Origin of the sequence: Nostoc sp., from assembly GCF_036919675.1 — a bacterium.
In the GTDB taxonomy this organism is placed as follows: Bacteria; Cyanobacteriota; Cyanobacteriia; order Cyanobacteriales; family Nostocaceae; genus Nostoc.
In genome coordinates this window covers 41,847-66,022 of record NZ_JBALCP010000078.1, presented here as the reverse complement: position 1 = coordinate 66,022, position 24,176 = coordinate 41,847, and the positions used below count along the sequence as shown (strand labels likewise).

The following is a 24,176-nucleotide window of genomic DNA, read 5'->3' as shown; positions in this document are numbered from 1 at the left end:
GTGCAAAGTAACAATAAAAATAAAGTCCATGCAAACTTTTAAAAGTCAAGAAAGCCCAGTTACAGAAAAATCCTATACTCGTGCAGACTGGCAAGGAGGATATCAATCTCTCACCCAAGAGTTTGATTATTGGATTGATGATATAGAAGGACAAATTCCCAGAGAGTTACAAGGGACGCTGTTTAGAAATGGCTCTGGTTTGCTGGATGTGAATGGGCAACCTCTTCATCACCCATTTGATGGGGATGGGATGATTAGCAAAATTACCTTTACCAACGGTCGCGCTCATTTTCGCAACCGCTTTGTCCGCACAACTGGCTATTTGGCAGAGCAAAAGGCGGGAAAAATTCTCTATCGCGGTATTTTTGGTACTCAAAAACCCGGCGGTTGGCTAGCTAATATCTTTGACTTCAAACTCAAAAATATCGCTAATACAAATGTTATTTATTGGGGTGGTAAACTACTAGCGCTGTGGGAAGGGGGTGAAGCACATCGCCTCGATCCTTATACTCTTGAAACCTTGGGCAATGAATATTTTAATGGTGTTTTGTCAGCAGGTGAAGCTTTCGCTGCACATCCCCGCTTGGAAAATAATTGCGACCAAGATGGGGGCGCACCTTGCCTGGTAAATTTCTCGATTAAGCCGGGATTATCTACCACAATTACTATTTTCGAGCTAAACTTAGCGGGTAAAATTGTCAGACAGCACGCTCATAGTGTTCCAGGTTTTTGTTTCATCCACGATTTTGTCATTACTCCCAATTACTGCATCTTCTTTCAAAATCCTGTCACCTTCAATCCCATACCTTTCGCCTTGGGAATACGTGCGGCGGGAGAATGTATCAAATTTCAGCCAAATCAGCCAACTCAAATTTTAATTATTCCCCGCTTCCCCCAAGAAGGGCAAGAAAAGATAAAAATTCTGGAAACTCAGTCGGGTTTCGTCTTCCACCACATTAATGCTTTTGAAGTAGGAGACGAAGTTTTGATTGACTCCATTTGCTACCAATCTTTCCCAGAAGTAGAACCCGAAAGCGATTTTCGACAAGTTGATATTGAGGCACTTTCACCTGGGCAACTTTGGCGATTTTATCTGAATCTAAAGAATGGGACAGTCCGGCGGGAATTGATTGATGGCCGCTGTTGTGAATTTCCCAGCATACATCCGGCGAATGTGGGACGTCCTTATCGATATCTATATATAGGTGTGGCTCATGCAGAGACTGGTAATGCTCCCTTACAAGCATTGCTGAAAATTGATTTAGAGTCAGGAGAAAGACAATTTTGGAGTGCTGCACCCCGTGGTTTTGTAGGTGAACCGATTTTTGTCCCACGCCCAGATTCTGAAAAGGAAGATGATGGTTGGATATTAGCTTTAGTTTATGATGCTACTCATCACCGCTCAGATGTAGTGATTTTAGATGCCAGTGATTTCGATAAAGGAGTAATTGCTCGGCTACATCTCAAGCATCATATCCCCTATGGTTTACATGGAAGCTTTACTTCTGAGATTTTTGGGGAAATTTGATCCTTTATTTGGGTGAAACCATTTTTTCGCTGGCAATGATATGCAAATCTATATTTTTGAGCAAGCGCACCAATTTTTGCGTCAAAGATCCTTTGAGGAGCATTTGCCAGCGCGATCGCTGACTCTCTCCAATTACAATTTGGGTGATCCGATATTTCTCGGCAACTTGGGCGATCGCATTAGCTACATTACTGTTGGTAACACGAAGAAAAGTACCTTCAAATTCTTTACAAAGTTTCTCACAAGTGTGGATGTGTAAGCTTTCCTCTTTAGTAAGGAAGCGCTCAGAATCAGCCACAAACAAGGTATAAAGCGGCGCGTTCATATAGTTAGCTAGCCTCGCACCCCGGCGTAACAGTTGTACTGAGTTGGGATACGTGGATACACACACCAAAACCCGCTCGTGAATATTACAAAATTGCCCGTTGGGGGTAGTAGCGATCGCATTTTCTTCCACGTTGTCTGCTACTTCCCGCAAAGCCAACTCCCGCAAAGCAATCAGGTTACGACGTTGGAAAAAGTTATCGAGGGATTGTTGGATTTTTTGCGGTGCGTAAATCTTCCCTTCTAATAACCGTTCTTGCAGGGTTTCCGGTGTGACATCTACTAACACAACTTCATCTGCTTCATCTAAAATTCTGTCAGGAACCCGCTCACGGACTACCACCCCTGTAATTCGGGCTACTAAGTCATTGAGACTTTCTAAATGTTGCACATTCATTGTGGAGTAGACATCAATACCTACTGCTAAAACTACTTCTACATCTTCGTAGCGTTTTTCGCGTGGAGAATCAGGGACATTGGTATGGGCAAATTCATCGATTAAGACTAATTGGGGCGATCGCTTTAAAATAGCATCTGTATCCATGTCCGTTAGTGTCAACTCACCCCGAGGATATTGCTTGCGGGCTATAATTTCCAGTCCCTCTGCCTTCTCAGCTGTCTCCTTGCGTCCGTGGGTTTCCAAAAGCCCAACGACAACATCAATTCCTTCCTGTTTGAGTGCGTGTCCCTCTTCCAACATCCGGTAGGTTTTGCCTACCCCAGGAGCCATGCCAATAAAAATTTTATGCTTACCCCGCCGTCGTGCCGGATAAAGAGAGTTACTTGCAGAATTTAAAGGTGCTGTGCCAGCCGAAGCAGTATTACTATTATCTGACATTTCATTCTTAGTATCTGTATGGCAATCCTATTTGATCAGAAAACGGCGCTTTTCCAATGCCCAATGACCCGTTTATTGATTTTGCTGACGATTAATATCTTGCAAGTCAAGAGCATAATTCAATCGGAGAACATTGACTCCCGGTTCCCCAAAAATCCATAAAAATCTGTCATCACTATACTTATTAATTAAACGGAGGATCTCATCTTCTTTTACTCCCCGCGCACCAGCAACCCGCGTTAATTGTTGCCGGGCTGCTTTTAAGGAAATATGCGGATCTAAACCAGAAGCAGACGTATAAATTATATCAGCAATTGGTTGAAGATTTTCGTCTCGCAATTGATTTGCCTGTTCTAGAATCCGCTTCAGTAGCTCTGGATTGCTTGCAGCGAGATTGCTGGCTCCAGATATGCCAGTTGGCTTGGCTTTTTTACCTTGGCTATATCTAACAGTACTGGGACGAGGATGGAAATATCGCTCAGATGTGAAGACTTGACCAATCAAAGCCGAACCAATTGGTTGATTATTTAGATTCCGCATGATGCTGCCATTCGCTTGATATGGCAAAAAAACTTGACCCACTACAAGGATTACCAAAGGATAGATGATTGCAGTCAACAACCAAAGCATTAGAGTGATGAAAATTGCTCTGATAGTTTCTCGAATAATAGCCATAAAAAGTTTTCCAATTGCTGCTAATATTTTATTTTTAATTTTTAATTCTTTTACCCAAGCAGAAGGACGTTCCAAGGTGCTGTCAGCAACAGCGTAAACAACTGGGGCAATTACCACATTCAAGCACAGCAGGATAAAAATAGCGAGTGTTGAAAAGACACGCAGACAAACAGACATGGTTAACCAGCCTATAGCACCGCATCAGTGCATCCCCCACTCTTTGCGTCTTCTTTGGTAAGTGTTGTTTATGCCATTGCGACCAAACAAAGGACATCGCCTGTATCAGATTCATGGGCAGAAACTTCTCCCAAACATCGACCTGTTTATTCATATTCTTTTTGTTCCCCTTCTCAATAGGTAAAAGTAAAAATAAAAAAGGTCAAATGTTTATTATCTTATCTTAGTAAGATGCGCTTGTTTGTCAGCATCTCTACTTCTGTTGTCCTTAAGCCAAGCCCACAATTGTAATCAGTATATCTATCAACTTAATGGCGATAAACGGCGCAATCACCCCACCTAAGCCATAAATTAAGATATTACGTTGCACTAGTTGATTAGCTGTTAGAGGTCTAAACCGCACACCCTGCAATGCCAAGGGAATCAAAGCTGGAATAATCAAAGCGTTGTAAATCAGCGCTGATAGTACAGCAGACTTAGGGCTAGTCAAATTCATAATATTCAGGCTTTGCAGGTTAGCAGCGACAAATATCATTGGGATAATCGCAAAGTATTTAGCAATATCATTAGCGATAGAAAATGTAGTCAATGCCCCGCGAGTAATCAGCAATTGTTTACCAATGCTAATGACATCGAGCAGCTTTGTGGGATCGGAGTCCAAATCGACCATGTTGGCGGCTTCTTTTGCAGCTTGTGTTCCTGTATTCATCGCAACACCAACGTTAGCTTGGGCTAATGCTGGAGCATCGTTAGTGCCATCTCCCGTCATGGCAACCAGTTTGCCTGCTGCTTGCTCCTTTTTAATGACGCTGATTTTGTCTTCTGGTGTGGCTTCGGCGATGAAGTCATCTACCCCAGCTTCTTTGGCAATCACAGAAGCTGTAATTCGGTTGTCTCCAGTTAGCATGATGGTACGCACTCCCATCCGTCGCAGTTGTTCAAAGCGATCGCGGATACCAGGTTTAACTATATCTTTGAGATAAATAACCCCATAGATTTCGTTATCTAGGCTGACTGCTAGGGGTGTACCTCCCAGGCGAGAAACTCGTTCGTAGGTAGCATCCAGTTCTGCGCTATCGCGTTCGTTGTGGAAACGGACAAATCCTTTAATGGCTTCTACTGCTCCCTTCCTGGCCTCATGCCCTCCAGGCAAGTTGGTGCCACTCATGCGGGTTTTGGCAGAAAAATCAACTCCTTCTGCTTGACTGGAATCAAAATCAAACCGTGCCCCTAACTTTTCTGCCAATCGAACAATCGATTTACCTTCTGGTGTATTGTCAAAGACACTAGCCGCCCACGCAACATTAGCAATTTCCGACATTGAATAACCGTTAATTGGGATAAACTCTTCCGCCAAACGGTTGCCGAGGGTAATTGTACCTGTCTTATCCAGCACTAAAGTGGTGACATCTCCACAGGCTTCGACTGCTCGTCCGGAAGTGGCAATGACGTTAAATTGGGCAACTCGATCCATACCAGCAATGCCGATGGTAGTTAGTAAGCCGCCAATCGTTGTCGGAATTAATGCTACTAACAGGGCAATCAAAATTGGCACGCTGACTGGACTGTTGACATAGTAAGCAAGTGCGGGCAAGGTTACCACGACTAACAAAAATACTAGGCTCAGAACTGCCAGCAATACTGTCAGGGCAATTTCATTGGGTGTTTTGCTGCGTTCTGCCCCTTCCACCAAGGCAATCATCCGGTCAATAAAGCCTTTGCCTGGGTCAGATGTGATGCGGATAATTAGTTCATCTGAGATAATCCGCGTCCCACCAGTAACGGAACTAGTTACGTCGGAGCCTGATTCTTTCAATACTGGTGCCGATTCCCCAGTAATTGCTGATTCATCCACAGAGGCAACACCCATGATTACTTCGCCATCAGCGGGAATGATATCGCCAGCAACGACGTAGATGGTATCGCCCTGTTTCAGGCTGGTGGATGGAAATTCACTAAGTGTGCCGTCGGGAGCGAGTTTTTTCGCGATCGTCTCTGATTTCGTCGATCGCAAAGCATCGGCTTGGGCTTTACCCCGTCCTTGGGCCACGGCTTCGGCAAAATTGGCAAACCAAACTGTAAAGAATAAAATCCCCGACAACAAGCCGTTGAAAAGTTGCGGGTTTTTTTGGAGGGCTGGGCCAAATAGGTTGGGATCAATTGTTAGCAATAGGGTGATGATTGTCCCCACCCAAACCACAAACATCACTGGGTTTTTGATTGCATACTTAGGGTTGAGCTTGACAAAAGCATCTTTAATTGCCCTTAAGTACAGCCACTTAGTACTTGTCTTCGCCTTTTTACGTGCTTGGCGGCGATCGCCAGCACGGGAATTTGGGCGTCTAGCTTTGAAGTTAGTTGCCACTTGATTTATAAATAAAGTTAGGAGTTAAGAGTTAAGAGTTAGGAGAGACGCGATTAATTGCGTCTGTACAGGAGTTAAAAGTTATTAAGAATTATTCAATAAAAAACAGATCCAACCTGTAAGGTGCGTTAGGCGATCGCTAACACAACGCCAGTTCCTGCAACGCATAGCGGAGCTAAACCGAATCAGACGCTACGCCCAGTCGCTAATGCTATGCTATCGAGCGTCGGGAACCTCCTTCGGGTTCCTCAGTCGCCTACAGTGCTGGACTCACCGCAACGCACTGGCTCCCCTACGAAATCAGATAATTTATTTATTTTTTGGTATTCTCTTAATTCCAAACTTATAACTCATAAATCTTCTAACTGCCAGATGCTAGTTTCAAACCCTCAGCTATGGGGCCTAAAGCCAGAACGGGAAAGAAAGTCAACACTCCCAAAACCAATGTCACTCCAGCAGTGATCCCAGTAAATACTAGAGAATCAGTTCTTAGGGTAGCAGGGGTTTCTTGTACTTGTTGTTTGCGAGACATCCCGTCAGCTAACAGCAAGATGGCAATCATCGGAATATAGCGTCCTCCTATTAAGCTAACTAAAGTACTCAAATTCCACCACAGGGTGTTATCTCTCAACCCCTCTAAGCCGGAGCCATTATTTGCTGCTGCTGAGGCGTATTCATAAACTACTTGAGAAATGCCGTGATAACCAGTATTGCTAATTCCAGACAGGGAGATGGGATAAGCCAAGGCGATCGCACTGGGAATCAAAACTATAATTGGGTGAATCAACAGCACCACGCTGGCGAGGACGATTTCTGGCTTTTCAATTTTGCGTCCTAAAAACTCTGGGGTGCGTCCTGCCATTAGTCCAGTTAGAAACACTGTGAGAATTAAGTAAATGAATAGGTAAGCCGTTCCAGTTCCCTGACCACCCCAGATAACCTGAATAAACAAGTTGAAGAGAATCGAAAATATTCCTTGCGGCATTAAAGAATCGTGCATCCCGTTCACAGCACCAGACATAGTAGCTGTAGTCATAACTGCCCAGAATGCCGTTTGTGCCCAGCCAAACCGAACTTCTTTCCCCTCTAAATTGGGCTGTTCTAATCCAAAAGCATTATTAACAAGGGGATTACCTTGTAGTTCTCCGACGGCTGTCACTCCCACCATAACGACAAAAATCACAAACACCATCCAAAAAAGTAGCCAAGCTTGTTTGATGTTGTTGGCAAATATACCGTAGGTGTAAATCAAGGCTGCTGGTATAGAAATCATCGCGATCATTTCTATCAAGTTAGAAGCGCCATTGGGATTTTCAAAGGGATGGGCTGAGTTGACGCCAAAAAAGCCACCGCCGTTGTCGCCCAAAAGTTTGATCATTTCAAAGGATGCCACCGGGCCTCTGGCAAGATATTGCGTCCCGCCTTCTAAGGTTCTCACATCCAGAGTCCCAGCTAATGTTTGTGGTACACCTACTACAAGCAAGGCGATCGCTCCAATAATCGAAATCGGCAGCAATATTCGCGTAATTCCACGGACGAGATCGACGTAAAAGTTCCCCAGTCTTCTACCCGTCAACCCGCGAATAAAGGCAATTCCCACAGATAAACCAGTGGCTGCGGAGGTGAACATCAAAAAGCCTAAAGCCGCTACCTGGCTAAAATAACTTAAGGTTGTCTCACCAGCATAGTGTTGCTGGTCGGTATTCGTCACAAAGGAAATTGTTGTGTGCAATAATATATCCCAATTGGGCGCACCGAAGCCATTAGGATTCCAGGGCAAGAGTCTCTGAAAATATATCAGCAAATACACTGAAATACCCATAATCAGGTTGCTGCACAGTACAGCCCGGATATACTGCCAACCTGTCATGTCATCTTTCCTGCGGACACCCGCTAGTACAAACATACTTCGCTCTATCGGGTTCATTAAAAAATCAAGCAGTGTTCTTTCTCCCAAAAAGACACGCGCTATGTATCTACCGAATAGCGGAGTGATTGCGATGACGATACACAGCGTCAAGCCAATTTGCAAAAAACCTTGTCCCATATATTTCGCGCTAAATTAAATTTAAGTGCTAGCAAGCCAATTCTTAGAAATAAAAGATTAACTGTTGGGGTATTTCATTTTGAGGGATTTACTATTTTCGGTTCTTACTCTTTTCCAGATACTTGTTAAACTTTTTGTTAAGATTATTTAAATTTTCCGGTTAATTCATCTATCTCACTCATTAGGACTATTTGTTTATACAATACATTTTCCAAGTTTGCTACTTTCAAAGAATATAAAATTATCTTGGCTTTTATTAATGGGATTAGGGATTGGCAAGATTGGGGTACATACCCGGCTCCTTGTGGCTAACTACCTAGTCCCCAGTCACCAATCCCCTTTCTTGCATCTGGATAATCCTAATTTTAGGATTAATTCTCAACTTGGCATTTGCAGATATAGATTGCAGATAAATCATAATTGGTAAATTCAATAGTTATGCAGATTGTATAATCACGATTTTTTAGTAAATCATAAATGACAATATTAAGGCGATTATTGACTATGAAAGAAGCTATAAATAAGCGGAGGGAGACATATGGGCTAATAGCGATCGCCTTTGCTATAGTAATAGGCTTAGAATATTTGACACCACCTGAGTACGTATTTGGCTACCTCTACACAGGGACAATTTTGTTAGCAGATTCTCGATTGAATCGGGCAGCAGTATTGGGGATCACTCTTGCAGCGACAGGATTAACATTATTGAATTTATTTGTCCCAGGAGGAGAAATGATTAATCCCCCAACGTTGGCAAATAGGTTGATTGCAGTATTGGCATTGCTGGTAACGGGTTGGTTAAGCGATCGCAACCACCGCAATGAAGAAGCGATCGCTTATACGCAAGCACAATTACGCTCTCAAGAACAATTAGCTACCATGCGTGAAGATTTTATTTCTACCCTAACGCATGATTTGAAAACACCCCTATTAGGAGCAATTGAAACGCTGAAATATTTTCAAAATGAGCAATTTGGTGAAGTTACACCAATGCAAGCAAAAGTCCTACAAACAATGGCTCGTAGTCATCAAAGTACACTGCAATTAGTCCAAACGCTTTTAGATGTGTATCGCAATGATGCCGAAGGTCTGAAACTACAAATATCACCTGTTAACTTGGTAACAGTGGCGGAGGAGATCATCGCTAACTTGACTGAACTAGCGAGAACACGTCAGGTTTATATTTCTCTGCACTATGGGGAATCAGATTTTCGGAGTTTTCTTTGGGTAAATGGTGATCCTTTACAACTAGGGCGAGTCTTTACAAATCTCCTGAGTAATGGCATTAACCATACTCCTCGTGGCGGTAAAGTAGAAGTAGTATTTGAAGGTTATTCTAGCGATCAAGTGGTAAAAATACTCGATACTGGTTCCGGCATTACCGAAGAAGAGTTACCCCACTTATTTGAGAGATTTTATCAAGGACATAGCGATCGCCACGTCTTTGGATCTGGACTAGGGCTTTATTTGACCAGGCAAATTATTACCGCTCATGGGGGTACAATTTGGGCAGAGAATCGCTCACCACGAGGCGCACTGTTTGGTTTCCGACTCCCAGCTTGTCCACCACCGGGGAGATGAGGAGTGGGGGCAGGGGAAGTAGGAGAGAAATAACCAATGACAAATAACAAATGACAAAAATCCTACTCGTTGAAGATGATGAATTATTTCGGCTTGGTCTGCGGATGCGGTTGCAACAAGAAACCAGTTTGGAGATTGTCGCAGAAGCAGAAGATGGAGAACAAGCTGTAGAATTTGCAAATCGCTATCCCCTGGATTTGGTCTTGTTGGATATAGGTTTACCGGGAATTGGCGGGATTGAGGCTTGTCGCCAAATCAAGCAGAAGCACCCAACTTTACCAATTCTCGTTTTAACTTCTCGTTCTGAAAAACCTTTGATTTCGCGCTTAATTGCGGCTGGAGCGCAAGGTTACTGCCTTAAAGGTATTCCTGCTGAGTCTCTGATATTGGCAGTGCGATCGGTCGCAGCAGGAGCGTCTTGGTGGGATCAAACGGCAACAACAGAAATTAGAGCTGCTTTTGAGGGCAATTTTATGGCGGTGCAGCCCGCAAAAACTGAGGAATCCATAGAAAATCCCTTAACGAAGCGGGAACAAGAAATTTTGGCACTGGTGGCAGCTGGTAAAAGCAATCAAGAAATTGCCGAGATTCTCTACATTGCCCCTGGTACAGTGCGGGTGCATGTCCATGCTATTTTGCAGAAACTAGAAGTACGCGATCGCACTCAAGCCGCAGTTTTAGCTATCCAGAAAGGATTGGTAGCAGCAGAATTTTTGATTAATTAGATTAAACATTCAAACTTTGCTTTCACTACCTTTTTGCGTCAGTGCTGATCTAGATAAACCTGATTTATCAAATTTTTAACCCAATAAAATTACATAATATTTAATGGGTCTACATCTATCGTTAAGCTAACAGATTGGGGACAGATATCTCGCACTTCTTCCCAATCTGGCAATTGTGGCAATGCATCGGGGGCAAATTTAATCAATATCTGCCAGCGATAACGATTAGCTACCCGTAAAATACTTGCTGGTGCTGGACCCAATATCTCGAATTCTTCTTCTGTACTCAAGGCTGTGGCGATAATTTGCGCGGTATTTTGCACTTGAATCGGATCGAGACTACTTAAGCGCAACAAAATTAACCGCCCGTATGGCGGATAATTGAGTGCTTGCCGTTGTTCTAATTCAGCTTCAGAGAAAGAGTGATAATCGTGCGATCGCACTGCTGCAATTACCTGATGCTCTGTAGTATAAGTTTGCACAATTACCCTACCTGGATCATCACCTCTACCAGCACGTCCAGCTACCTGAGTTAGGGTTTGAAATGCCCGTTCACTGGCGCGATAGTCTGATAAATTTAGTAATCCATCGGCGGCGACAACGCCCACAAGTGTCACCTGGGGTAAATCCAAACCTTTGGTGAGCATTTGCGTTCCTACTAATAAATCTGCTTCGCCGTTGGCAAACTGGGTAAGTAGGGTTCGGTGTGAACCTTTGTTGCGAGTGGTATCGCTATCAAAACGAATCAAGCGCAACTCTGGGAACTGTCGCGCTAATTCCTGCGTTACTCGTTGAGTACCGCTACCGAAGAATTTTAGGTAAGGGGAGCTGCAATCGGGGCAGTATTTGGGATGCGATCGCGCATAGTTACAGTAATGACAGCGCAATAATTCCGGCGCTTTTTCTTCGGTGTGGTGATACGCCAGCGACACATCACAGTAGGGACATTCCAACACATATCCACAACTGCGGCACGATACAAAAGTGCTGTGTCCCCGGCGATGGATAAATAAAATCCCCTGTTGTTTTCTTTCTTGTAACTGTTGCAAAGCTTCTTGCAATGATCTACTAAATATAGAACGATTTCCCTGCTGCAACTCTTGCCGCATATCGACTATTTCCACTGGCGGTAGAGGGCGGGAGTTTATGCGTTCGGGCAAACTTAAGTAATAACTCTTAGCTCCTTCTTCCTGGCTCCTCATACTTACCCAACTTTCTAACGAAGGGGTAGCAGAACCTAACACCAAGGGACAATTTTCTAACTCTGCTCGCCACTGGGCGACGGTGCGAGCGTGGTAGGTGGGTATGGGAGAGTCTTGCTTAAAGCTGCTGTCGTGTTCTTCGTCTAAAATAATTAAACCCAAGTTGGGCAAAGGGGCAAAAACGGCGCTGCGAGTACCAATCACAACTTGGGGTTCTCCAGTGAGCATTTGTCGCCAAGTGTCGTAACGTTCACCGTCGGAAAGGGCGCTGTGATAAACGCTGACTTTATTGCCAAAGCGGGCGCGAAAACGGTCAGTTAGCTGGGGTGTAAGTCCAATTTCTGGGACTAAGACAAGCGCGGATTTGCCTTGGTTGAGGAGGGGTGCGATCGCTTGCAAATATACTTCCGTTTTTCCTGAACCTGTCACTCCATGCAACAAAACTTGAGCAAACCCATCTAGCGTCTGGATTGTTGCTAAGGCGCTAGCTTGGGCAGAAGTTAAGGATTTAGCCTCATCGCCTACTAATGCTGGGCCCTGTTCGCTTCGCAATACTTCCCGTTCTTCGATGACGATACAGCCTTTTTGCTCCAGCCCTTTTAGGGTAGAGGTAGTTGTTTTACAAATCTGGAGGAACTCATTTAGCCACAACTCCCCACCACGCCGCCGCAGCACTTCCAAAATCTCTCGTTGGCGAGTAGTTAAATCGTAGTCAAATGTACTCCCCACTAGCGTCACTGCTTTTTGAAACTTCGGTTTAGTCAGTCTTGGCGGTTCGAAGTAGCTTTCTACTAAACCTTGTCGTAACAGTTCGCGGACTGCCTGGTAGGCTCGTTGAACTTGACCCTGTAAGTGCCAAAAGCTATAATCGCCGTCTGATTGTTGTTGCAGGAGTTGCAGAATTTTATTAGCATCTGTATTGTTAATTTTCGCCACTAAACTTTGGAAGCTTAACAAAACCAGGGTTTTAATTAAATAATTATTTTCAATTGTGTTGAGTAAATAAAACTTAATTAAGTGAGAATAAGGCTGGTGAACGGCACGCATCAAAGGTGTATTTAACCAAGCATTAGGATTAGTATTTATAGATACTGCTGCACCAGCTACAGTTAAGCGGATGCGACGCTGCGATCGCCCCAATAACCCAGGTGGCAACGCCATACGGATTACCTGAATTAGTTGTGTGTAGTAATACTCTGATACCCGTTCCATTAGAGTCCAGTAGCGATCGCACAAGAAATCTCTTTGGATAATATCTTCCACATCCAGGATTTTTTTGAGTTGTAAATTTGCTGGGAGTTTTCCCAGTAACCGAATGGCTACCCCTCCCATTTGTTGCCCGTTCAATGGCACGCTCAAAATATCCCCTGGTTTTATTTCTAACTGGGCTGGTAATCGATAAGTCAATAGTCCTGTACTTCCTGGACAGTCTACCAGTACTTCAACCCACCTATTAACAGTTGCACTTAACTGATACGATTCCCCAGGTTCAGCCACCATCACAGGAGATAAATTTATGTCATTAATATACATAGTTTCTGACTTTATAGTTAGATATTTTACTCACATAGCTGTTCACAATTAACCTAGCTCATTCAACTTTATTTTTTTGCTTTATTAGACATTAATTGTATTTCTCAATACTGTTATTCTTCATAATACTTGATAAGTTTCCTCTTATGTAATCTACTAGACAATTTTGTCTCTTCTATACGTGCAATAAATATTTGGTGCCTACTCTACAAATAAAAGCATCTCGGCTAAGTCTACAAAAGTTACTCCAACTACTAAATGGGGAGTAGCGTTTTTCCGCCTATCGATAGATATTCAAGCCTTTCTGTATATGAGATGCTTTTATACAAGTAAGAACATCCCGAAAATAAGCTGCCATTATTGTAATTTATATCATCTGGGTAACTTTAATCGGGAATACATAACCCCAGCACCAGGTTTTTGATTTATCCAGTGACTTCCAACACCTCAAAATTAAAAATAAATATTTAGAAAAATATATGAAAGTTTAAGGAATTTGGATAGTTAGCTGAGAATTTTATGTTTGTTAAGGTTGAGAAAGTTTGAGGGGGTTTGACATATTTGGTAATTAAGAAAAAAATGAAGAATATAATCTGTAAGAGCCTGAGAATAAAGTTTTGCTGAGTGCGAAGGCCAGTTTCGTTATAGGTTGTATCTAACCGTAACCCATAAGTGGTAGGTAGATGCCGATTTTTATTCCTGAAGATAAATTAGCATAAGCCTGTATTTCGCTATATAAACGGGTGCATTCGTCCCTTAGGGAAAACTACCAAGCCTCAAACGAGTAGCTGTAACTAAATTATGTACCAAATAAAGCAACAATCCCTAAAGAAAACTATGAATATTGTTGAATTAGGAAAAATGGAAATACTGGAGAACACTGCTGATATTGAAGAACCATCACTCGATAGTTTAGATGCAGTGGCAGATGAAGAACCTCCAATTGTAATAGAAAATCTGGAATCAGACGAACGCGACGGGGATGAGATGGCGGCGGCTCGTCCTTCGGGATACAATAAAACCGAGCATGATGATGCCGTAGGCGCGTTTTTTAAAGAGATGGCGCGTTATCCGCTCCTAAAAGCTGATGAAGAGGTGGAGTTAGCGCGGCGAGTTAGGTTTCTAGAAGAAATTAGGGAATTACAAGCTGCCTTACACTTAAAACTGGGACAGGAACCTACCAAGCTAGAAGTAGCTTCCGAGCTAGAAATGACGGAAAAGCAATTAGAAAGTCGCTTGTATCAAGGTAGAGTAGCGAAACGTAAAATGATTCGCTCGAACTTGAGATTAGTAGTTTCTATTGCCAAGCGATATCTGAATCGGGGAGTGCCTTTTCTGGATTTAATTCAGGAAGGAGCAATGGGTTTAAATCGCGCTACAGAAAAGTTTGATCCTGATAAAGGATATAAATTTTCTACTTACGCCTACTGGTGGATTAGACAAGCAATTACCAGGGCTATAGCTAACGATGCGCGGACAATCCGGCTACCTATTCATATTGTTGAAAAGCTTAACAAGCTGAAAAAAGCCCAACGGGAACTCAAACAAAAATTCTGTCGCAATCCTACTGAAGGCGAAATGGCAGAAGCTTTGGAAATTAGTGTGCAACAACTACGCCAACTACAACAACTACGGCGTCAAGCACTTTCTCTCAACCACCGCGTCGGTAAAGAAGAAGACACGGAATTGATGGATTTGCTAGAAGATGAAGATAATCTGTCTCCAGAAGCAAAAATGAATGAAAACATGATGCGTCAGGAGATTTGGGAAGTCTTGGGTGACGTGTTAACTCCACGAGAGAAAGATGTGATTTCTCTACGCTATGGTTTAACGACCAGCGAACCCTGTACCTTAGAAGAAGTTGGCAATATGTTTAATCTTTCTCGTGAGCGAGTCCGACAAATTCAAAGCAAAGCTATGCGAAAATTGCGACGTCCCCATATAGCCAAACGCTTAAAAGGTTGGTTGATTTAATTACATTCATGAAGATAGAGATGCAATATCTGACCTAATTAACTCCACTAACGAACATGGATAAAATAAAGTGCAAAACTTGAAATTTCGTCGGGGACCCAGTGCGTTGCGGAGGTTCTCTCCGTTGTAGCAACTGGCGTTGTGTTATGGAAATTTGTCTTAATGCACCTAAAATTCCTGATGCTGCTGTCCTCTCGGCGATAACACATCGGACAAAACTTGCTCTTGATTAAATCCACGTTCCTAAGAAATTTAGAGAGCTTGTATCTGTATATTATATTCTTCAGCTTCGCCTACTCCAATTCGCAAAAACCAGGCGTTTTGTAGGTTTTTTAGGCTTTTTTTTAGTGATGACTAAAAAAATTTGCACACTTGCCTATAGACTATGGACTATGAACTATGGACTATAGACTAATGACTTCGTGTAGCAATTTGATTGTGCGTTTTGCTGAACCAGCTGATTACAGCGTACTGTTTAAATTAATTCAGGGGCTTGCTGAGTATGAAAAATTATCTCACGCTGTCACTGGCAATGCTCTGGCACTTAAGGAGCATTTATTTGGTTCACACAAGTATATAGAAGCGATTTTAGCAGAATCTGGGGGTCAAGCTGTTGGTTTTACCCTATTTTTTCATAATTATTCAACATTTTTGACCAAGCCAGGAATTTATCTGGAAGACTTATTTGTTTTACCAGAATATCGCAGGCAAGGTATTGGTAAGGCTCTGATTACTAAAGTAGCCCAGATAGCTGTAGAACGTGATTGTGGCCGGTTAGAGTGGAGTGTATTGGATTGGAACGAATCAGCTAAAGCATTCTACCGTAATATGGGAGCATCTATATTAAATGATTGGCAAATTTGCCGTGTGACAGAAGATATGCTTCCTCATATTAATTCTTTGTGAAACTGCACAAAATAAAGCTTGGTCAGACTTGGGGCAAAATCTCCAAGTTCTGGAGCAACCTCACCGAATTTTAGATTTTAAATTTTAAATTTTGGATTTTGGAATTGAATATTCTTGCGTTCCATTATTTAAAACTTTTGAGACTTGCGAATTTAAACACGAGAATAATTCTATTTTTCCATTATCCAAACATTTTATGCCTTGCCCACTTCGGCTACGCTCAGTGCATCACCTGACTTGATTGCTGGGGTCAAGTTAAATTCTATTATCCAAAATCCAAAATTGATTGACAGGTAATTGGTATCAGTTAGGGGCTGTAAACTAAAGAACAAAGGATGAAGCCGGACAATTTTTATCTTGAATATTTCATCCTTAAACAAGTATCATTTGTTGGTTATAAAGTATTTAAATTTATATAAACTTGCATTTTCATCATCAGACATCGCTCTGCACTAACACCTCTGAATCTAAAACCAGGAATATTCAAAATCCAAAAACTTTCAAAGGAAGTTTGACAGATTGTCATTTGACTATAGCAGCGGCTCAACTGACAATTATGGAGGATATTGCACTGAATAAGCCATTATTCCAGACAGAGAGAACACCAAATGAAAAAAGTTATTACAGTAATGCTTTTAGGCATAGCAATCTTTACCTTTACCTTCAGTAGTCCAGCATTGGCAGCAGATGCTGTTAGTGGAGCTAAAGTATTTAGTGCCAATTGTGCCTCTTGTCACGCGGGAGGTAAGAATCTGGTTCAAGCGCAAAAAAACCTGAAGAAAGATGCTTTGGAAAAGTATGGTATGTACTCAGCGGAGGCGATTATCGCCCAAGTTACAAAAGGGAAAAATGCTATGCCTGCTTTCGGCAAACGTTTGAAACCTAACCAGATTGAAGATGTAACTGCTTATGTGCTTTCACAAGCAGATAAAGACTGGAAGTAGATAAAATCTAACTTCAAGGATTAACAATTAGTGGGGCTTTTTGTCCCGCTAATTTTAGGATATCCGAAGTTGTCAGATAGGATGTTTATGACTGATTTATGGTGATTATTTATCAGTGTAATTATTGCTTTATCTTTGATTTGTTTGACTCCATCCGCACATTCATCACCCATATCTATCACACAAATTACAGCGGGTGATTTCTGAGAATTTGGTGGAGATAAGATGGGGCGTGGTAATTACCAGGTAGCAATAGAGAATTTCAATCAGGCGATTGAAATTCAGAAATATTTTGCTGTGGCTGATAGCGATCGCTGATTTACAAAAAGCATCTAAGTACTTTTAAAACCAAGGAAAGAGAGAAGCCTAAAAAAAACTTTTGATTTACTGAAGAGTTTGCGACAACAAATTTCGTCTGTAACGGAAATCGCTCTTTTCTAGCACTATCAGGGTTGTACAGGGTATCCACCAGCTTGAAAAATTTGTTCGGGGGTTAAATTTAACTCTCTTAAAGTAGGTGAGACGATGCGATCGCTACCTCGAAACTGGCTGACTTGGTATTCTCCCTCAATTAAGGTGTAAAGCGAGACAGTTGGTTGTTTAGGGTTGCCAATAAATCGCCTACCGCCTAAAGCCGCATAGTCTACAATCCAGTATTCTGGGATGCCTACAGCTTCATAGTCAGCAGCTTTTTTTAAATAATCATCACGCCAATTGCTACTCACTACCTCAACTGCTAAGGGTATTGATTCCGCTTGGCTTACAGTAGATTCTTTTTTCCACAGAGGTTCATTTACCAAATTAGGGAGATTTAATATCAGTACATCTGGTGAGTAAGCCGATTCACTTTCAAGCGGTTTTACTAGTACTGTTTTTGGGATGCCATAGGGTAGGCTGATGCGACTATATTCCAGAATGAATTTCTGGACTAAAAATACGATAATCTCTTCATGGTCGCCTGTTGGTTGGGACATTTCGACTATTACTCCATCATGCAATTCATAACGTTTTCCTGTGTTATCGGGATATCTAGCAACGAATTCATCAAATGTAACTAGTTTGCGTAAGACTTGAATCATAAATTATTGCCTTCTATAGTGTTTGCAAAGCTTCCAGTTTTCTCAATGCTAACGTAATTCGTAATTGCTACAGGGAAAGAAGTTTTGAGGCTTATTGCCCTTAGCCTTTTAGAGCCTTGATTGCTTATGAAGCGCAATATTTCTAGCCCTTGGAGATCGCACTCTGGGAATTTGAGCGCCTGAGAAAGAATAAAAGATATCTCAACTCAGAGTCAGATCATATTACCAGTAGAACCGAGATCACACTTCAATAAGTTCATCTTGGCTAAACTAAACATTTTACTATAACAAATGCTCACGTAGGAACTGAAATTATGGCAATGAAAAGAGCGGATCGCAAAGATTCTAATCATGACAACGCTGTTAATAATCCTCACTCACGGCAGAAAGAACCAACTCCTCCTTATGAGTTAAGACTTTCATTGATGACTGTCCGTGCCAATCTTCAGGAAACTGTATCTCAACGTGATGAGTGGCAAGAACGTGCAAAAGAATACCAGGAAGCTGCATCCCAACTAGTTCATGTTCAGCAAGAGATTCAAACTTACCAAATCGAGGCTAATGAGCTAAAAGAGCGTGTTTCTCAAAATTATCGCTTTTATATTGATGAGCAAGAAAATCATCAAAAGACGCTCTACCTTTACAACGAAGAAAAAACGAAAATATCTCAGCTAGTTCATATTTATCAGCGAGAGATCCAAACTTGCCAACTCGAAGCTAATGAGTTAAAAGAGCGAGTCACTCAAAATTACCAGTTCTATATTGATGAACAACAAAGTCATAAACAAACCCTCTGCCTCTACAACGCAGAAAAAGTGAGAGCGACTGAATTGCTTACTAAATATGATGCAGTAAACTCTGAACGAGAAATGTATTTAACTTTATACAATGAGGCTAAAGCAGAACTCAAGCATGAGCGACGTTCTAAAGCTGGTATTAAGGGATGGGAAACTCGCCGTAAAGCTGAGAATGAACGACTAAAACACGAAATTGCCCAGATGGTTGTGCTACTGCGTGAATCCTTAGAAAGTAAAGATGAAGCAGTAAATAGTCTTTACGTTGTAGCAGAGCGTATGGATCGGATTCAATCTCTAGTTGATTCGGTAGAAGAAGAAACAACTAACAATCCTATGGGTTTGGTACAAAAGTTTAAACGTATCTGGCTGGCTATTAAAGATATACTTTCTGAATAAATAAGCATACTCATGAGCAAAAAATCACTCCCAACGACGCGAAAACAAGGTAAAGCAAGGCTGGGAGATCAAATTCGCAGTATTGCTGATCGCCTTAAACAAGAGACTGATGTACAAATAAAAACAACTTCTCGGATTTTAGGGGCTGCTGCTCAAATTGCCGAAAATCATGATCAACTTATTAGTGAAGTAGTTGATATGGTTGAGTCAGACCTTAATCTAGAAAAACAGGTATCTCAAAAGTATATTTATACTATTGATATTCTCAAGCAACAGTTTAAAACATTACGGGATGCAAAAGCTCACTTTAACCTGAAAGTTAGTAGTTGGGAATCATTAGTTAATAAATTAAATGCTGCATCTTCCCAAACAACCATAATACAGAATAAACCTCAATCCAATCATACTTTGACAGACAATCATGTGATAAAAGGTGAAGTTAATCACAAGAGGATTGAAAAATTAAAAGTTTTTTTAGAACCTGATGTTGCAGAAATGTTTCCCAATTCGGAAGCAGTAAATGAAGGTCTGCGTTTTTTAATTAGAGTTGTATGTTTATGATACGGTTCATGGTTGGGAACCTAATCCTGATTTAAACCCAGAAACTGGCTCTAGTTGGAGTGCAGGAGTAGATGTCAATTTTTCGGAAAATCTGATTGGACAGTTTACTTACTTTGGTAGTAGTATAGGCGATCGCTTGGGAGTAATAGATGGAAAATGGGCAAACATTGGATTGGTAGATACCAATGGTTTAGAGGCTGCTTTGCAATTAACAATTGCGGCTGGCTAGTCAACTTTTTTCAACTATACTTATACAGATTCCCAAATAAAAACAGGATCAGAGAGAGGTTTGCAATTAGGTTTGATTCCCTACTCTGTACTTCAAACTGGTGTGGGTTATCAAAATTCAGGTTGGCAGGCTAACTTGTATGTTACTTACAATAGTGGCGCTCGTAGAGCCTTCTTTACTAACCCTGGTGACAAGACTACAGACTTTGCACCATTTTTTGTAAATTTAGATTTGAGTAGTCGTATACCTTTAACTAGCAATTTAGGACTAACAGTTTACTTAGAGAATTTACTCGGTGAGCAATATGAGCGAGTTAATCGCATATATAGCCCTGGATTTACTTTACGTGTGGGTTTAAGCGCCAATTTTTAGGTATTGAAAAAGAGGCTCTTGGTTAAATGTATAGATTTTGTCAGTGCAAAATCTATACATTATTGTTGGAATAAATAGTATTGTTTGAGATTATTGAAACAGTCTTTTGGTAAAAACTTTTAATCCAAAATATAAGAAACAATTTATAAAGTAAAAATAAAGTTTCTGTAGGGAAGGCAGGAGTAAATGAGGCTTCCCTAGCTCATAGCTGCTGTTTGTTAGGCGTATATTTCGATATAATTTGTAAGCAAAATATGACACGAGTGCCTGACGCACCGCAATACAATATGGTGCGTTAGGCTGAAGCCGTAACGCACCCTACTTAAGATGGACTGTTAATCCAAAATCTAAAATCTAAAATTCAAAATTGCTATGAGAGCCAGAATCGAAAATAAAATACTTTTTATCCACCATGAAGATTTGCCAGAGTTTAAGAAGGGTGGTTCGGTGGTGCGGAACTCTTATTTTTGGGCGCTACGTTCAATTGCTGGTCAAGCTTCCCGTTATCGTGATTGGGAATACGAACCGGAGGTTTGGTTAGCGCTTTCACGAATGCTTTTGTCGTTTGCTGAATCTGGGTATTTGGGTCTTAGAGAAACCTTGCTGGAGTTTCCTTTTTCTCAAGGGGAAATTCCTAATGTGCTGCGAGATGTGTCCACTTTTGAGTAGTGAGTAAGGGAGGCGGAGCCTCAAAGTAGGCATTCCCAGTCTCCGACTGGGAACGAGGTAATCTCTCAAAGCTTTCTTGCTTACTACAAACCTTTAATGATGTGGTTCAAATACATGAATAATGCTGTAATTAATATTACATGACCAAAATAATGCTTGCACTCATTGGGCACTCAGATGAGGTTCAATCCGTCACGATTAGCCATCATGATAAACCTAGTTAACAGTAGTCCTGAAGCAAGGGTAGTTGTGAGAAAACAATTAAGATGCAACAGTTTGTGGAAAAGAACAACGTGAAAATAGCGATTATTGCTAAAACATTAATTACATCCATAGCTTTGTTAGCTTTATTTGCCCCAAGTCAAGCATCGGCTCAACTTATACCACAACCTTGGGTTTCAGTCGGTGGAAAAGATGGTGATATAACCTATGCTGTAGGAGCTAGAGCTTTGAATTTTGGGGTTGAGCTAGGAACTGGCCCTGATGGTGCTACGGGAGTAGATGTTTTGAAATTTATCAGTTTGCCTGTGATTTCACCCTATGTAGGAGTTGGACTTTATTCAGAGGATAAAGGTGTTGCAGTTTCAGGTGGTGTTCAGGTAGGTGCTACTAATAACGTTTTTGTAGGTGCTGGTTACAATTCTATTCGTGGCTTTAACGGGCAACTGGGAATAAGATTTTAACGATTAATTATGAATTAGTATTATGCAGGCGGAGTAACTGAAGTTGAGATTAGTTCTCTGACATGAACTGCGGAATCTTGTTGTAATGCTGATGCCACGATCGCTTCACATTCAACTATACTTAACCGAGCGATCGCTTGCTTGACTCCAGCTATACTTTGAGGATTCACGCTCAATTCATCCAGCCCTAAACCTAGTAAAATTGGTGTTGCTAAAGTATCAGCTGCTAATTCTCCACATAATCCCACCGAAATCCCTGCCGCATTGGCAGCTTGGATAGCTTGCTGCACCATTCTTAACACTGCTGGGTGTAGCGCATCAACCAAATTTGCCACGCGGGGATTAGTGCGATCGCTAGCCATGACGTACTGACTCAGATCATTAGTGCCTATACTAAAGAAGTCTACTTCAGCGGCTAACTGATCTGCGATCGCCACTGCTGAGGGTACCTCCACCATAATTCCTACTTTCATCGCTGCATCGAAGGGTATACCAGCTTGATTTAGTTCCGCCTGCACTTCACCCAAGATTGTTTTAGCTGCACGTACCTCCGTTACAGTAGCAATCATCGGCAACATGATCTTAATTTGGTGTCCCACACTGGCTCTCAAAATTGCCCGTAACTGAGTTTTAAACAAATCTAAATTATCCAAACAGAAACGAATTCCCCGCGAACCTAAGAAAGGGTTAGCTTCTCTTAACCCTACTCTCAGATAGGGGAGTGGCTTATCACCACCTACATCTAAGGTACGAATAATCAACGGACGATTATCTAAAACTTGGGCGATCGCCTGATACACTTCTAGTTGTTCTTCTTCAGTGGGGGCGTTTGTCCGTTCGAGATAAAAAAACTCAGTGCGGAGTAGCCCTACGCCTTCTGCACCGCTAGCCACAGCAACTTGGACATCACTTATACTACCAATATTTGCGAAGACGCTAACTTGTCGACGATCACGAGTAATTGCTGGCTGGTGTGCCGTAGCTCGTGCTTGCTGTTGGGCAGTTTGCCAAGCTGACTGCTTTGCTGCCAGTAAATCTAGGATATGTGATTCTGGTTCTACCCAAGCTCTGCCACTTTCACCATCAAGTGCCATAACTGTACCATCCGCCAAGTGCAACACCTGGGCATCCACTCCCAGAACTGCGGGAATACCCAGTGTCCGGGCGATAATGGCGCTGTGGGAGGTGGCGCTACCTGAAGTAGTACAAATACCCAATACCTTTGTCGGATCTAGTCTAGCGGTATCTGAGGGAGTTAAATCAGTCGCTACCAAAATCGCCGGTTCATCAAGATGCACTTTTGCAGGGGCATTCCCAGCTAGTAATCGCAGCACTCTTTGCCCAACATCCACAACATCGTCAACTCGCTCTTGCAGGTAAGAATCTTCAAGTGTGTGGTAGGAAGTCGCTACTTCATCTACTACAGCTTGCCAAGCGGCTTCAGCATTTAGATGGTGTTCTAAGATGCGTTCTTTAGCTGCTTCCAACAATACTGGATCTTCTAAAAATAGTAGTTGGGCGTCAAAGATGGCAGCTTCAGCATCACCAATTTGAATAGATGCTTGTGAAAAAACTGCTTGGATTTCCTGTCGGGCAGTGTGAATTGCTGCTTGTACTCGTTGCCACTCTGCCTCAGGATCATCTACGTGGTATTCCCTAATCGAAATGTGGGTGGGTTGATAATGAACAATAGGTGCGATCGCTATTCCAGCAGAAGCTGCAATTCCGGAAAGTTCGCCGTGAGTTGCTGGAGTAACTTTATGGTGAAATGCTGGTGGAGAATTCAAGGCAACATTATCTTCACCAAAGTTATTTGCGAATAATGCCTGTAATGCCGCCAGCGCCTCATCTGCATCAGAACCAGTAGCAGTAATCACTAGTTCGTGTCCTTGACGTACCCCTAAAGTTGTGACTTGGTTAATACTGTCACCCCTGACTAGCTCAGTATTTCTGGTTAAATTCTGCACCAGAATTTGGGATTGAAACCGGGCTGCGGTTGCTACAAACTGTGCTGCGGGACGGGCGTGTAATCCTAAGCGATTGCTCACAATCAACCGGATTTCTTGCGTTGGTGATTCTCCATTTGTTGTTGGGGTGTTGCTACTGACAACTGACAACGGACTACTCACTACACCTAATTGAGTTGCTTTTGCTAGGAGGGCGCCGCGGGCTTCCGCCATCACTTGGTGAATGTCCCTACCAGCAGCAGCAGCAACAACAGCAGCGATCGCACCTTCTACTAGAGGTGCTTCACACAGATACACTTTTTGCTGCTGTGCTTCTGGGAGAAACTCTATTGCCATTTCTGCACTCAGCAAAGCACTACCCAAATCCATTAACACCAAAACACCATCATCAGAGAAAACAGAAGCGATCGCTTCATAAACCTGGATGGGATCTGTACCCAATGGGTTTTCCGGATCTTCAATCCCTGCTGCAACAGCTATAGGGACTTGGCCGTGAGCCATTTGCGCGGCGAGTTCCCGCACACCCAGAGCTAGTTGTTTACTGTGAGAAACGATGACAATTCCGATCACTGCCACACCGCCAACCTTGTTGAGAGGTTTGTGT

General features: G+C 42.2%; 17 protein-coding genes and 1 pseudogene. 11 read left to right on the top strand and 7 right to left on the bottom strand.

Going from position 1 to position 24,176, the window contains the following annotated elements:
- Nucleotides 1-28 precede the first annotated feature (28 nt).
- Complete coding sequence (locus V7K49_RS17630; protein WP_335206622.1) at nucleotides 29-1,528, top strand: carotenoid oxygenase family protein; 1,500 nt, start codon at nucleotides 29-31, stop codon at nucleotides 1,526-1,528.
- A gap of 4 nt (nucleotides 1,529-1,532) precedes the next feature.
- On the opposite strand, the gene V7K49_RS17625 is transcribed toward V7K49_RS17630, so the two are convergent.
- The 4 genes from V7K49_RS17625 to kdpA all read right to left on the bottom strand — a co-directional run bounded on the left by V7K49_RS17625 (nucleotide 1,533) and on the right by kdpA (nucleotide 7,954).
- Nucleotides 1,533-2,690, bottom strand: a complete 1,158-nt coding sequence (locus tag V7K49_RS17625; protein ID WP_334871474.1) for a universal stress protein — start codon at nucleotides 2,688-2,690, stop codon at nucleotides 1,533-1,535.
- Nucleotides 2,691-2,762: 72 nt separating this feature from the next.
- Nucleotides 2,763-3,365: a K(+)-transporting ATPase subunit C gene (gene kdpC, locus V7K49_RS17620; RefSeq protein ID WP_334871573.1), complete on the bottom strand. Its 603-nt coding sequence runs from the start codon at nucleotides 3,363-3,365 to the stop codon at nucleotides 2,763-2,765.
- A gap of 445 nt (nucleotides 3,366-3,810) precedes the next feature.
- Complete coding sequence (gene kdpB, locus V7K49_RS17615; protein ID WP_335206667.1) at nucleotides 3,811-5,916, bottom strand: potassium-transporting ATPase subunit KdpB; 2,106 nt, start codon at nucleotides 5,914-5,916, stop codon at nucleotides 3,811-3,813.
- Nucleotides 5,917-6,268: 352 nt separating this feature from the next.
- Complete coding sequence (kdpA, locus tag V7K49_RS17610) at nucleotides 6,269-7,954, bottom strand: potassium-transporting ATPase subunit KdpA (protein WP_334871475.1); 1,686 nt, start codon at nucleotides 7,952-7,954, stop codon at nucleotides 6,269-6,271.
- Between the two features lie 477 nt (nucleotides 7,955-8,431).
- On the opposite strand from kdpA, the gene V7K49_RS17605 reads away from it, so the two are divergent.
- The gene (locus V7K49_RS17605; RefSeq protein ID WP_442948674.1) at nucleotides 8,432-9,535 is read left to right on the top strand and encodes a sensor histidine kinase; all 1,104 of its coding nucleotides are present in this window, start codon (nucleotides 8,432-8,434) and stop codon (nucleotides 9,533-9,535) included.
- 50 nt (nucleotides 9,536-9,585) lie between these two features.
- Entirely contained in the window at nucleotides 9,586-10,260 is a 675-nt protein-coding gene (locus V7K49_RS17600; RefSeq protein WP_335206620.1) for a response regulator transcription factor, read from the top strand.
- A gap of 89 nt (nucleotides 10,261-10,349) precedes the next feature.
- Here V7K49_RS17600 and priA read toward each other — a convergent pair whose 3' ends face one another.
- Nucleotides 10,350-12,995 (bottom strand): primosomal protein N', encoded by a 2,646-nt coding sequence (gene priA / locus V7K49_RS17595; RefSeq protein ID WP_335206619.1) that lies wholly within the window; start codon nucleotides 12,993-12,995, stop codon nucleotides 10,350-10,352.
- An 801-nt stretch (nucleotides 12,996-13,796) separates the two neighbouring features.
- On the opposite strand from priA, the gene V7K49_RS17590 reads away from it, so the two are divergent.
- The 3 genes from V7K49_RS17590 (at nucleotide 13,797) to petJ (ending at nucleotide 16,819) form a co-directional block, all read left to right on the top strand.
- Nucleotides 13,797-14,969, top strand: coding sequence for an RpoD/SigA family RNA polymerase sigma factor (locus V7K49_RS17590; RefSeq protein ID WP_334871478.1), 1,173 nt, complete (start codon nucleotides 13,797-13,799; stop codon nucleotides 14,967-14,969).
- Between the two features lie 414 nt (nucleotides 14,970-15,383).
- Nucleotides 15,384-15,875, top strand: coding sequence for a GNAT family N-acetyltransferase (locus tag V7K49_RS17585; RefSeq protein ID WP_335206617.1), 492 nt, complete (start codon nucleotides 15,384-15,386; stop codon nucleotides 15,873-15,875).
- A gap of 608 nt (nucleotides 15,876-16,483) precedes the next feature.
- Entirely contained in the window at nucleotides 16,484-16,819 is a 336-nt protein-coding gene (petJ, locus tag V7K49_RS17580) for a cytochrome c6 PetJ (protein ID WP_334871480.1), read from the top strand.
- A 446-nt stretch (nucleotides 16,820-17,265) separates the two neighbouring features.
- Here the strand turns inward: petJ and V7K49_RS17575 are convergent, their stop codons facing one another.
- Complete coding sequence (locus V7K49_RS17575) at nucleotides 17,266-17,898, bottom strand: Uma2 family endonuclease (RefSeq protein WP_335206616.1); 633 nt, start codon at nucleotides 17,896-17,898, stop codon at nucleotides 17,266-17,268.
- A gap of 314 nt (nucleotides 17,899-18,212) precedes the next feature.
- Between V7K49_RS17575 and V7K49_RS17570 the strand changes: the two genes are divergently transcribed.
- From V7K49_RS17570 to V7K49_RS17550, 5 genes and pseudogenes are all read left to right on the top strand, one after another.
- Nucleotides 18,213-19,091 (top strand): hypothetical protein, encoded by an 879-nt coding sequence (locus V7K49_RS17570; RefSeq protein WP_335206615.1) that lies wholly within the window; start codon nucleotides 18,213-18,215, stop codon nucleotides 19,089-19,091.
- A 12-nt stretch (nucleotides 19,092-19,103) separates the two neighbouring features.
- Nucleotides 19,104-19,652, top strand: coding sequence for a hypothetical protein (locus V7K49_RS17565; RefSeq protein ID WP_335206614.1), 549 nt, complete (start codon nucleotides 19,104-19,106; stop codon nucleotides 19,650-19,652).
- A pseudogene (locus V7K49_RS17560) lies at nucleotides 19,636-20,253 on the top strand (TonB-dependent receptor domain-containing protein); the annotation flags it as partial. The gene V7K49_RS17565 and the pseudogene V7K49_RS17560, both read left to right, overlap by 17 nt.
- 372 nt (nucleotides 20,254-20,625) lie before the next feature.
- Nucleotides 20,626-20,922, top strand: coding sequence for a hypothetical protein (locus V7K49_RS17555; RefSeq protein ID WP_292771956.1), 297 nt, complete (start codon nucleotides 20,626-20,628; stop codon nucleotides 20,920-20,922).
- A gap of 293 nt (nucleotides 20,923-21,215) precedes the next feature.
- On the top strand, nucleotides 21,216-21,605 hold the full coding sequence (locus V7K49_RS17550; protein WP_334871575.1) for a hypothetical protein: 390 nt from the start codon (nucleotides 21,216-21,218) through the stop codon (nucleotides 21,603-21,605).
- Between the two features lie 20 nt (nucleotides 21,606-21,625).
- On the opposite strand, the gene ptsP is transcribed toward V7K49_RS17550, so the two are convergent.
- Complete coding sequence (gene ptsP / locus V7K49_RS17545) at nucleotides 21,626-24,142, bottom strand: phosphoenolpyruvate--protein phosphotransferase (RefSeq protein ID WP_335206666.1); 2,517 nt, start codon at nucleotides 24,140-24,142, stop codon at nucleotides 21,626-21,628.
- Nucleotides 24,143-24,176 lie beyond the last annotated feature (34 nt).

Coding starts and splice junctions, on each gene's coding strand:
- V7K49_RS17630 (WP_335206622.1), top strand. CDS start 29: ATGCAAACTTTTAAAAGTCAAGAAAGCCCAGTTACAGAAAAATCCTAT.
- V7K49_RS17625 (WP_334871474.1), bottom strand. CDS start 2,690: ATGTCAGATAATAGTAATACTGCTTCGGCTGGCACAGCACCTTTAAAT.
- kdpC (WP_334871573.1), bottom strand. CDS start 3,365: ATGGCTATTATTCGAGAAACTATCAGAGCAATTTTCATCACTCTAATG.
- kdpA (WP_334871475.1), bottom strand. CDS start 7,954: ATGGGACAAGGTTTTTTGCAAATTGGCTTGACGCTGTGTATCGTCATC.
- V7K49_RS17605 (WP_442948674.1), top strand. CDS start 8,432: ATGACAATATTAAGGCGATTATTGACTATGAAAGAAGCTATAAATAAG.
- V7K49_RS17600 (WP_335206620.1), top strand. CDS start 9,586: ATGACAAAAATCCTACTCGTTGAAGATGATGAATTATTTCGGCTTGGT.
- priA (WP_335206619.1), bottom strand. CDS start 12,995: ATGTATATTAATGACATAAATTTATCTCCTGTGATGGTGGCTGAACCT.
- V7K49_RS17590 (WP_334871478.1), top strand. CDS start 13,797: ATGTACCAAATAAAGCAACAATCCCTAAAGAAAACTATGAATATTGTT.
- V7K49_RS17585 (WP_335206617.1), top strand. CDS start 15,384: ATGACTTCGTGTAGCAATTTGATTGTGCGTTTTGCTGAACCAGCTGAT.
- petJ (WP_334871480.1), top strand. CDS start 16,484: ATGAAAAAAGTTATTACAGTAATGCTTTTAGGCATAGCAATCTTTACC.
- V7K49_RS17575 (WP_335206616.1), bottom strand. CDS start 17,898: ATGATTCAAGTCTTACGCAAACTAGTTACATTTGATGAATTCGTTGCT.
- V7K49_RS17570 (WP_335206615.1), top strand. CDS start 18,213: ATGGCAATGAAAAGAGCGGATCGCAAAGATTCTAATCATGACAACGCT.
- V7K49_RS17565 (WP_335206614.1), top strand. CDS start 19,104: ATGAGCAAAAAATCACTCCCAACGACGCGAAAACAAGGTAAAGCAAGG.
- V7K49_RS17555 (WP_292771956.1), top strand. CDS start 20,626: ATGAGAGCCAGAATCGAAAATAAAATACTTTTTATCCACCATGAAGAT.